This window comes from Burkholderia sp. Bp8984 (assembly GCF_003853755.1).
Lineage (GTDB): Bacteria > Pseudomonadota > Gammaproteobacteria > Burkholderiales > Burkholderiaceae > Burkholderia.
Genome location: NZ_QTQN01000069.1, coordinates 1 through 10,041, shown reverse-complemented (window position 1 = coordinate 10,041; position 10,041 = coordinate 1). Strand labels below are relative to the sequence as shown.

Annotated in this window: 9 protein-coding genes and 2 pseudogenes; 7 read left to right on the top strand and 4 right to left on the bottom strand. The window is 71.3% G+C overall.

From position 1 onward, the window contains the following. Positions 1-129: 129 nt before the first annotated feature. The 6 genes and pseudogenes from bcsE to DID98_RS35105 form a co-directional block, all read left to right on the top strand. Positions 130-1,086, top strand: a pseudogene (bcsE, locus tag DID98_RS35130) (cellulose biosynthesis protein BcsE); the annotation flags it as partial. After that, complete coding sequence (locus DID98_RS35125) at positions 1,083-1,292, top strand: hypothetical protein (RefSeq protein WP_124489491.1); 210 nt, start codon at positions 1,083-1,085, stop codon at positions 1,290-1,292. The pseudogene bcsE and the gene DID98_RS35125, both read left to right, overlap by 4 nt. After that, a complete protein-coding gene (gene bcsQ, locus DID98_RS35120; RefSeq protein WP_124572227.1) occupies positions 1,289-2,077 on the top strand; it encodes a cellulose biosynthesis protein BcsQ in 789 nt (262 codons plus the stop codon). Before DID98_RS35125 ends, bcsQ begins: the two co-directional genes overlap by 4 nt. Further along, positions 2,074-4,611: a UDP-forming cellulose synthase catalytic subunit gene (gene bcsA / locus DID98_RS35115; protein ID WP_124572226.1), complete on the top strand. Its 2,538-nt coding sequence runs from the start codon at positions 2,074-2,076 to the stop codon at positions 4,609-4,611. The genes bcsQ and bcsA overlap by 4 nt, the downstream gene beginning before the upstream one ends. Before the next feature lie 27 nt (positions 4,612-4,638). Further along, positions 4,639-6,195, top strand: coding sequence for a cellulose biosynthesis protein BcsG (bcsG, locus tag DID98_RS35110; RefSeq protein ID WP_124572225.1), 1,557 nt, complete (start codon positions 4,639-4,641; stop codon positions 6,193-6,195). Beyond that, positions 6,177-6,371 (top strand): hypothetical protein, encoded by a 195-nt coding sequence (locus tag DID98_RS35105; protein WP_124524103.1) that lies wholly within the window; start codon positions 6,177-6,179, stop codon positions 6,369-6,371. Before bcsG ends, DID98_RS35105 begins: the two co-directional genes overlap by 19 nt. A gap of 71 nt (positions 6,372-6,442) precedes the next feature. Here the strand turns inward: DID98_RS35105 and DID98_RS35100 are convergent, their stop codons facing one another. From DID98_RS35100 to DID98_RS35085, 4 genes are all read right to left on the bottom strand, one after another. Then, positions 6,443-7,327, bottom strand: coding sequence for a pirin family protein (locus DID98_RS35100; RefSeq protein ID WP_124572224.1), 885 nt, complete (start codon positions 7,325-7,327; stop codon positions 6,443-6,445). Between the two features lie 24 nt (positions 7,328-7,351). Continuing rightward, on the bottom strand, positions 7,352-7,744 hold the full coding sequence (locus DID98_RS35095) for an OsmC family protein (protein WP_059467735.1): 393 nt from the start codon (positions 7,742-7,744) through the stop codon (positions 7,352-7,354). 61 nt (positions 7,745-7,805) lie between these two features. Further along, a complete protein-coding gene (locus tag DID98_RS35090; protein ID WP_124572223.1) occupies positions 7,806-9,386 on the bottom strand; it encodes a sodium:proton antiporter in 1,581 nt (526 codons plus the stop codon). Positions 9,387-9,420: 34 nt separating this feature from the next. Further along, positions 9,421-9,681 (bottom strand): XapX domain-containing protein, encoded by a 261-nt coding sequence (locus DID98_RS35085; RefSeq protein WP_124524096.1) that lies wholly within the window; start codon positions 9,679-9,681, stop codon positions 9,421-9,423. Positions 9,682-9,955: 274 nt separating this feature from the next. Between DID98_RS35085 and DID98_RS35080 the strand changes: the two are divergent. Next, a pseudogene (locus tag DID98_RS35080) lies at positions 9,956-10,041 on the top strand (hydrolase); the annotation flags it as partial.

Here is a 10,041-nt window from a genome sequence, read left to right as displayed (position 1 = left end):
CCTCTCCTGCCCGCTCCCCGCCCCCCCCGCCCGCGCCGCGTCCCCCCGCCCGCCGGCGCCCCGCCCCCCCCCGCCCCCCCCCCCCCCCCGGGGGGGGGGGGGGGGGCGGCCCCCCCCCCCCCCCCCCCCGCGACCGCGGTGCTGGCGTTCCGCTGGCATGCCCAGCTCGAGACGCTGTGCGCGGCCGTTCACACGCTGCGCCGGCAATGCGGCGGCGCGTTGAAGATCGCCGTGGTCGAGCGCGGCGAGGTGCTGCGCCAGCAGTTCGAGATGCTGGTGCTGAGCGTCGGCGCGAACCGCGTCGTCGCGCGCGACCTGCCGGTGACGCGGATGCACGCGGCCGTGCACGCGCTGCGCGGGCAGCTCTATGCGCGGCCCGTCGCGCCCGACTATCGCGCGGCGCTCGCGGCCGCGCTCGGCGATTCGGTGCTCGGCTACCTGCCGGTCGGCGCGTTCTGCCTGCGGATTCGCGCGGTGCTCGATCGCGGCGCCGTGCTCGCGCTGCCGCATACGCTCGCGAAGATCGCGCTGCTGCCCGGCGTGTCGCACGTCGATGCGCTGCGGCACTGCCGGCCGCGCCGCGCGGGCGACGTCGTGACGGCCGATGCCGGGCACCTGTACGTGTTCCTGTTCGCGTGCGAGCCGGCCGATGCCGAGGATGCGCTCGCGCGTATCTTCGACGTGCCGGTCGAGACGCTGTCCGATCGCGTCGTGTGTCTCGGGCAGGGCAGCATCGACACCGAGCTCGATGCGCTGAAGGCCGAGAACCGGCGCGCGCCGATCGCCGACTACAGCGACCTGTTCGCGACGGCGCAGCCGGCGGATGCGGCACGCGGGCCGGCCGAACGCGCGGCGCGTGCCGAACCGGGCGCCGACGGCACCGTGGCCGGCGGGGGCGGCGCGGCCGCCGCGGGCGGTGTGGCCGACCGGCACGTCGATGCGCCGCCGCACGCGGTTCACGCCGACGATGCGACGCCGCTCGCCGACATGCCGGGCGATGCGCCGGCATTTCCTGCATTTCCCGTCGCGCACACGCGCGGCGCCATCCGCAGCGCGATGCCGCTGCGCAAGCCGGAGGGCGCATGATCGCCGAACTCGTCATCGGATTCATCGTCGGCATCGCGATCGCGGTGCCGGTGTGGCTCGTCGCGCAGCACCTGGGCCTCGGCCGCGGCTTTCATGCGCCGCGCGGGCTGCAGCGGCGCGACGCGGTGCCGTGCGAACTCGTGCCGGTCGCGCTGCGCGGGCGCCTGCTGCCCGATGCCGACCACGCCGGCGGGGCCGCGCCATGAAGACGATCGCCGTCACGTCGACGACCGGCGGCGCGGGCCGCACGACGCTCGCCGGCGCGCTCGCGGTGCTGCTCGCCCGTCGCGGCCGGCCGGTCGTCGCGGTCGAGTTCGACGCGCAGAACCTGATGGGCGCGACGCTCGGTCTCGACACGCTGGCCGAGCACGGGCTCGCGCACAGCCTGCTCGGTGACCCGGGTAACGCCGCGCCGTGGCACGCGCATACGTGGCGCAATGCCGACGGCGTGCTGTTCGTCCCGTACGGGCAGGTCGACGCGGCGGGCGCCGCCGCCTGCGATGCGCGGCTCGCGGCCGATCCGGCCTGGCTGTCGCGCGCGCTCGACGAGATCGCGCTGCCGCCTGACGGCGTCGTGCTGGTCGACACCGCGCGCTATCCGTCGCCGCAGGCCGAGCAGGCGATTCGCCGCGCGGACCTGACGCTCGTCGTCGTGCCGCCCGAACCGGCCGCGTGCGCGACCATTGCCGCGCGCCTCGACGCGCTGCGGGCCGGCGGCGGCGACCTGCAGATCGTCGTGAACCGGCTGAACCCGGCGCGCGACATGCAGCGCGATGCGCTCGCGATGCTGCGCGCGGTCGCGGGACCGGCGTCGATGCTCGAGCAGCGGATTCACGTCGATGCGGCCGTGCCCGAAACGCTCGCGCGCGGCAGCTGGATCTTCGACGACGCGCCGTATTCGCAGGCATCGCACGACCTGAACGGCGTCGCGAACTGGGTCGACGCGTGGCTCGCGGCGGCCGCGGCCGGCCGCACGGGAGCGCGGCGATGAAGGCCGCGTTCGCGTCGCGCTGGCGCGCTGCGGCCCGGCGCGCGACCGACTGGTGCGCGCACGGGATCGGGCTGCCGGCCGAGCGCACGCTGCTCGACTGGCTCGTGCGGCTGTTCTTCCACGCGCCGCCGCCCGGCCGGCCCGATCCCGTGCGCCGCCGGGCACGCATCGCCTTCCTGTGGCTCGCGCAAGAGTGGGGCGTGCTGCAGCCGCTGAGCACGCGCGAATGGCTGTGGCGCGCGATCGTGCGCGCGCCGCGCGCAGCCGATGGCCGGCCCGCGCGCGATCCGCTCGCGTGGTTCGACACGTTCGTCGTGCCGGTCTACGTCGCGGCGCGCGCGCTCGGCCGGCGCCTCGACGCGTTGCTCGCGCGTCTGCCGTGGGCTCGTTGGGGCGGCTGGCTCGACGCGCGCGCGCACGGCGTCGGCCGGCACCGCTGGCTCGCGCCGCTGCTGCTGATCGCCGGCGCGCTGATGTGGGCCGCGGCCGGGATGTCGCCGCTGATGCCCGGCGCGCAGTTCGCGTTCTTCGCGATCGTCGCGGTGCTGGCGCTCGCGCTGCGCCGCCTGCCGGGCCATCTGCCGACGCTTGCGCTCGCGTCGCTCGCGCTGCTCGCCACCGTCCGCTACGTGTGGTGGCGCACGACCCAGACACTCGATTTCCGCAGCCCCGTCGAGGCGTTCGCCGGCTACCTGCTGTACGGCGCCGAAGCCTATACGTGGATGATCCTGCTGCTCGGCTTCGTCCAGACCGCGTGGCCGCTCGACCGGCCGATCGTGCCGCTGCCCGACGACCCGGACACCTGGCCGAGCGTCGACGTCTACATCCCGACCTACAACGAACCGCTGTCGGTCGTGAAGCCGACCGTCTTCGCGTCGCAGAGCATCGACTGGCCGGCGGCCAAGCTGCGCGTGTACCTGCTCGACGACGGCCGGCGCCCCGAGTTCGAGGCGTTCGCGCGCGAGGCGGGGATCGGCTACCTGACGCGCGACGACAACCGCCACGCGAAGGCCGGCAACATCAACCGCGCGCTGCCGAAGACGCACGGCGAATACATCGCGATCTTCGACTGCGATCACGTGCCGACGCGCTCGTTCCTGCAGACCTCGATGGGCGTGTTCCTGCGCGACCCGAAATGCGCGCTGGTACAGACGCCGCACCATTTCTTCTCGCCCGATCCGTTCGAGCGCAACCTCGGCACGTTCCGCGAGATCCCGAACGAGGGCAACCTGTTCTACGGGCTCGTGCAGTCGGGCAACGACCTGTGGAACGCGACGTTCTTCTGCGGGTCGTGCGCGGTGCTCAAGCGCACCGCGCTGGAGGAGGTAGGCGGCGTCGCGGTCGAGACCGTGACCGAGGACGCGCACACCGCGCTCAAGCTGCACCGCCGCGGCTACACGTCGGCTTACCTGCCGACCGTGCAGGCGGCAGGCCTCGCGACCGAGAGCCTCGCCGGCCACGTGAAGCAGCGCACGCGCTGGGCGCGTGGGATGGCGCAGATCTTCCGCATCGACAATCCGTTCCTCGGGCGCGGGCTCGGCTTCATCCAGCGGATCTGCTACGGCAACGCGATGCTGCATTTCTTCTACGGGATCCCGCGGCTCGTGTTCCTGACGATCCCGCTCGCGTACCTGTTCTTCCACCTGTACTTCATCAATGCGTCGTCGGTCGCGCTCGCGAGCTACGTGATCCCGTACCTGGTGCTCGCGAACGTCGCGAACTCGCGGATGCAGGGGCGCTATCGCCACTCGTTCTGGGCCGAGGTCTACGAATCGGTGCTCGCGTGGTACATCGCGCTGCCGACCACCGTCGCGTTCTTCAGCCCGCAGCACGGCAAGTTCAACGTGACCGACAAGGGCGGCAAGATCGACGAAGGCTACGTCGACTGGTCGACCTCGAAGCCGTACCTCGTGCTGTTCGCGCTGAACGTGCTCGCGATCGCGGCCGGCCTGTGGCGGCTCGTGGCCGACCAGGGCGACGAGGCGTCGACGATCCTGATCACGCTCGGCTGGACCGTCTACAACCTCGCGATGCTCGGCGCGGCCATGGCCGTCGCGCGCGAGACCAAGCAGGTGCGCGTCACGCACCGGATCGCGATGCGCGTGCCGGCGACGCTGCTGCTCGCCGACGGCTCGACTGCCGCATGCTTCACGAGCGACTACTCGACCGGCGGCCTCGGCCTCGAAGCGGTGCCGGGGCTGCCGCTCGCGGTCGGCGACACGCTGACGGTATGCGTGACGCGCGGCGACCGGCCGTTTCCGTTCCCGGTGCGCGTGAGCCGCGTGACGCCGACCCACGTCGGCGTGAGCTTCGAGGCGCTGACGCTCGAGCAGGAGCGCCAGCTCGTGCAGTGCACGTTCGGCCGCGCGGACGCGTGGCTCGACTGGCACGCGAGCGCGCACGCGGACACGCCGCTGCGCGGGCTGAAGGAAGTGCTGCGCGTGGGCCTGGACGGTTACGTACGGATGTGGAAAGGTGCGGCGCGCGGCGTGCAGTCGATGCTGGCACCGAAGCTCGATCGGGCGCGCGACTGACGCGGCGCCCATCACGGAGTGGTTTAGATGACGTTCTGGAATCTGTATTTCATCCTGAAGTTCGCGCTGTTCGCGACCGGCCACCTGCAGCCGCTGTGGCTCGCGAACCTCGCGTTCGCGCTGGCGCTCGCGGCGAGCGCGCCGATCCGGGCGCGCGTGTGGCGCATCGTGCGGCAGCTCGCCGCGCTCGCGATCGCGGTGCCGCTCCTTGCGCGCGAGCTGCATGCGCCGCCGCTCGCGCGCCTTGTCGATGCCGCGCGCGAGGTCAGCACGTTCCGCCTCGACTACTGGATGGAGCTGCTGCCGCGCCTGTTGCCGCCGCTGCTGGTGCTGACCGTGGCGGGCGTGCTGATCGTCTATTTCATCGTCAACCGCTGGGTGCGCGTCGCGACCTTCGTGCTCGCCGCGCTGGTCGTGATGCCGCTGTGGCAGGCCGGCAACGGGCTGATGGCGCGCGTCGTCGCGCCGCTCCCGCAGCAGCAGGCCGACGCCACGGGCGGGCGCGCCGGCCAGCCCGAGGACCACAACGCGGCGCTCGCGACGTTCCGCGCGCAGGAGTCGCAGCGGCAGGTCGCGTTCGGCCATCTCGGCAACGATCCGGCCGCGCAGTTCGACGTGATCGTGCTGCACGTGTGCTCGCTGTCGTGGGACGACCTCGATGCCGCGAAGGTGCGCAATCACCCGATGCTGAGCCACTTCGACTACCTGTTCAACAACTTCAGCACGGCGGCGAGCTACAGCGGCCCGGCCGCGATCCGCGTGCTGCGCGCGAGTTGCGGGCAGGAAGCGCACGCGGACCTGTACAAGCCCGCGCCGCAGCAGTGCCACCTGTTTTCGCAACTCGCGTCCGCCGGCTACACGGTGCAGTCGCTGCTGAACCACGACGGGCACTTCGACAACTTCCTGCAGGTCGTTCACGACAACATCGGCGTGCCCGACGCGCCGATGATCTCGAACGCCGCCGCCCCGGTCGCGATGCATGCGTTCGACGGCTCGGCGATCAAGGACGACTACGGCACGCTCGCGAACTGGTACGCGCAGCGCGCGTCGGTGCCGGGCCCGGTCGCGCTGTACTACAACACGATCAGCCTGCACGACGGCAACCGCGTGGTGGGCAGCTCGCTCACCAGCATCGATTCGTATCCGCAGCGCGTGACCCGGATGATGAACGACTTCGACCGGCTCGCCGACCTGATCGCGCAGTCGGGACGGCGCGCGGTGATCGTGTTCGTGCCCGAGCACGGCGCCGCGCTGCGTGGCGACAAGAACCAGGTGGCCGGCCTGCGCGAGATCCCGACGCCGCGCGTCGTCCACGGGCCGGTCGGCGTGCGGCTCGTCGGCTTCACCGGCAATCACGGCACGACGACCGTGATCGACCAGCCGACGAGCTTCCTCGCGCTCGCGCAGCTGCTGTCGAACCTCGTGTCGAACAGCCCGTTCAAGCCGGGCGCGACGCTTGCGCAATATGCCGCCGACCTGCCGCGCACGCGGATGGTCGGCGAGAACGAAGGCACGGTGACGCTGCAGACGAGCACCGGCTATGCGGTTAAGACTCCGGACGGCGTATGGATCGACGAACAGTAAACATCGGCGATGGCGACGACGATCGCCTGTCGCAACCGAACGACGTGCTAGGCCTCGCGCGGCACCTGCCTGCGCTGGATCCGGCCCGCTACGTCGACGAGCAGGCGCGGCGCGCATTCGTCGAATCGCTCGAGCGCTGGCCCGTGCTCGCGAAGCTGATGGGATTGAGGCGGTAAACGCAAGGCGGCCGGCGTGAATGCCGGCCGCGCTGCATCGATGCGCCGACCGCTATCGGCTCACCGCGGGCTCACTGCGCGCGGCGCTCCGGCTGGCGCGTCCATTCGTTTTCCTCGCCCGGCACCTTGCCGAAGGTCTGCGCCGCCCACGCGTGGCGGGCCGCCTCGATCTTCGCGCGCTCGCTCGACACGAAATTCCATTCGATGAACCGCTCGCCCGGCAGGTGCGCGCCGCCGAGCAGCATCACGTGCGCGCCGTTCGCGCTGGCGAGCGCGACGTTCGTGCCGGGTTCGAGCACGGCCATCGTCGCGGGGGCGAGCGGCGTGCCGTCGATCGTGAGGTCGCCGTCGACGAGATACACACCGCGCTCGTCGTGTTCCGCGTCGAGCGCGAGCTGCCCGCCCGCGGCGAATTCAGCATACGCATAGAGCGTCGGCGAAAACACCGCGACCGGCGACGTGAGCCCGAACGCGGTGCCCGCGATCACGCGCACGTGCGCGCCGTTGCGCGTGAACGACGGCAGCGTGTCGGCCGCGTGATGCACGAATGCGGGCGCGGTGTCCTCGTGCTCGACCGGCAGCGCGACCCAGGTCTGGATCCCGTGCACCGGCTGTTCATGCGGGCGGTCCTCGTCGGGCGAACGCTCCGAATGGACGATGCCGCGCCCGGCCGTCATCCAGTTCACGTCGCCGGGCACGATCTTCTGCCGGAAGCCGAGGCTGTCGTGATGCATCAGCGTGCCGTCGAACAGGTAGGTGACGGTCGCGAGGCCGATGTGCGGATGCGGCAGCACGTCGATGCCGCTGCCGGCCGGCAGCACGGCCGGCCCCATCTCGTCGAAGAAGATGAACGGGCCGACGAGGCGCGCGGCGCGCGCGGGCAGCACGCGGCGCACGACGAGGTTGCCGATGTCGCTCTCGCGCGGCGTGAGCAGGGTCTTGATCGATGCTGACATGGTGGGTCTCTCGTATCCGGTGGGTCAGGCGATTGCCGTATCGATCGTGATCGGGTGCGTGAGGATCTTGTGCACCGGGCACGCATTCGCGATCTGCAGCAGTCGCTCGCGCTGCTCGTCGGTCAGGTCGCCGTCGAGCGTGATGCGGCGCACGATCGTGCTGCCCGCGCTACCCGATTCGTGCGCGAGCTTCACGTGCACTTCGGCGAGCGGCCAGCCCTTGCGTTGCGCGTACATCTTCAGCGTGATCGCGGTGCACGCGCCGAGGCTCGACAGCAGCAGCGCGACGGGCGTCGGCGCGGTATCGCCGCCGCCGAGCGACGCCGGTTCGTCGGCGCGCCACTGATGGACGCCGTCGGTGAAATGGACCAGGTAATCGACCGAGCCGATGCTCGCTTCGACGGACAGTTCGCTCATTGCAATTCCATGTGGGGAAAGGGAAGGCGGGCCGGCCGGGGAGGGCCGGGCAGGCCGGACGTTACGGTTCGAGCAGGCGCTGCAGCCGCAGTTCCTCGAAATCCAGCTCGGATTCTATGCGGTGCAGCACCGCGTCGTCGACCCGGCCGTCGCGATGCAGCTCGAGCAGCGCATCACGCGACACGCCGACCAGCTCGAGCTCGACGCGCAGCATCCGCGCGCGCACGTCCGCCGGTTCTGCGCCGTCGCGGTGCGCGCGTTCGTTGAACGCGACGCGGCTGCGGTATTCGGTCAGCAGCCGGTCGAGCGATGCGCGTTCGAGGCTCGTGCCGCGCTGCTCGCGCGCATCGAGTTCGGCGAGCGCCGCGCCGAACGTATGGGCGCGCACGGCATGCTCGGACATCGTGTGCCGCGCGGCCGGGCGCAGCTTCAGCACGCGGATCAGCGGCGCAAGCGTGCCGCCTTGCACGACCAGCGTCGCGATGATCAGCAGGAACGTGCTGAACAGGATCAGGTCGCGCCCAGGGAAGTTGCCCGGCAGCGCGATCGCGGCCGCGAGGCTCACGACGCCGCGCATGCCGGACCAGCCGAGCACGACGGCCTCGCGCCACGACCACGGCGCATGGCCCGCGCGCGGCGCGCGCAGGCGGCCCGGCAGCCACATCGCGACGAACACCCACACGACGCGCGCGGCGATCGCTGCGGCGGTGGCCGGCAGCGCGACGCGCAGGCCGGCCATCAGCACCGCGCCTTCGTGGTTCACGCCGGCGAGGATCGCGTGCAGCGCGAGGCCGATCAGGATGAACACGAGCGCATCGAGCACGAACACGATCGCTTCCCAGGTCGCCTTCGCCTTGATCCGCATGTCGGCGCCGAACACGCGATGCTGGCGCACGCCGAGCACGAGGCCGCAGGTCACGACCGACAGCACGCCCGAACCGTGCACGGCTTCCGCGATGCCGTAGCTGCCCCACGCCATCGCGAAGGTCACGACGATCCCGAGCATCGGCTCGCGCAGGCGCTGCAGCACCCAGCACATCGCATGGCCGCACGCGAGGCCGACCGCGATGCCGATCAGCGTGAGCGAGAAGAACAGGCCGGTGGCGCTCGCGGTCGTGATCGTGACGGCGAGCGCGGCCGAGACGGCCATCTGGTACAGCAGCAGGCCCGATGCATCGTTGACGAGGCTTTCGCCTTCGAGCACCGCGACGAGCCGCGCGGGCAGCGGGTGGCGCTGCAGGATCGCCTTCGCGGCGACCGCGTCGGGCGGCGACACGATCGCGCCGAGCGTGAAGCACGCGGCCCACGGCAGCGCCGGATTGGCCGCATGCACGGCGAGCGCAACCGCAACCGTCGTGAACACCACCGCGCCGAGCGCGAGCGACGCGATCGACGCGAGCTCGTGGCGGAATTCCTTCCACGCCGTATAGAAGCCGCTCGACATCAGCAGCGGCGGCAGTACGGCCACGAGCAGCAGCGCCGGATCCATGTCGGGCGTGCGCTTGCCTGCGACGGCCACCACGCAGCCGCCGAGCAGCAGCACGACGGCCGGCGGGATCGACACGCGCTCCGCGAGCCAGGTGAGCGCGCCCGCGCCGCAGATCAACAGCAGCAGGTAGTGGAACAGCTCGACGTTGGTCATGCGCGACGCGTGCGGCTATTGCGGAGCGTGCGCGTCACGACGGCTTGCGTTCGTTCGCGCTGCCGCCCGGCAGCGCGCCGAACATGTGCTGGCTGCACTTCGCGTCGCGCCATGCGGTGTTCAGCCGGTGGCCCGCGAGCATGCGCCGCGCGACGGGCAGGATCTGTTCGCCGGCCAGCATGCCGAGCAGGCCGACGAGCGCGATGACCGGCGGCGCGGGCGAGTTCACGCCGAGCGCGCCGTAGATGACACCGGCGAGGATGCCGGCGAGCAGCGAGAAGACGTACGGTTTCATGGTGGAGCGTCCGGTGATGGGCGAGCGGCACCGAAACGGCGCCGTCAAGGTTTTGAAAGCGTAGCGGGTTTGCGTGAAGAAAAAAAGAGCGGGCCGCTTCCAACGGGCGCCGTTTCCGGAATCGCATCGATTCCGTTTCTTGGGTGGTCGCGCCGGGCGTTTGCGGCTTAAATAATGCGAGCCGGATGACGATCCGGCGCGATGTGCCGCCGGCTCCTCCCGTTTTCACGGTCGAGGCGGGCCCTCTCTTTTCGTTCACAGGACGCCATGCGCCATGAGCAATCCGAAGCTTGAAGTACTCACTCCGCACAACAGCCAGCTGATCTTCATCGACCAGCAGCCGCAGATGGCGTTCGGCGT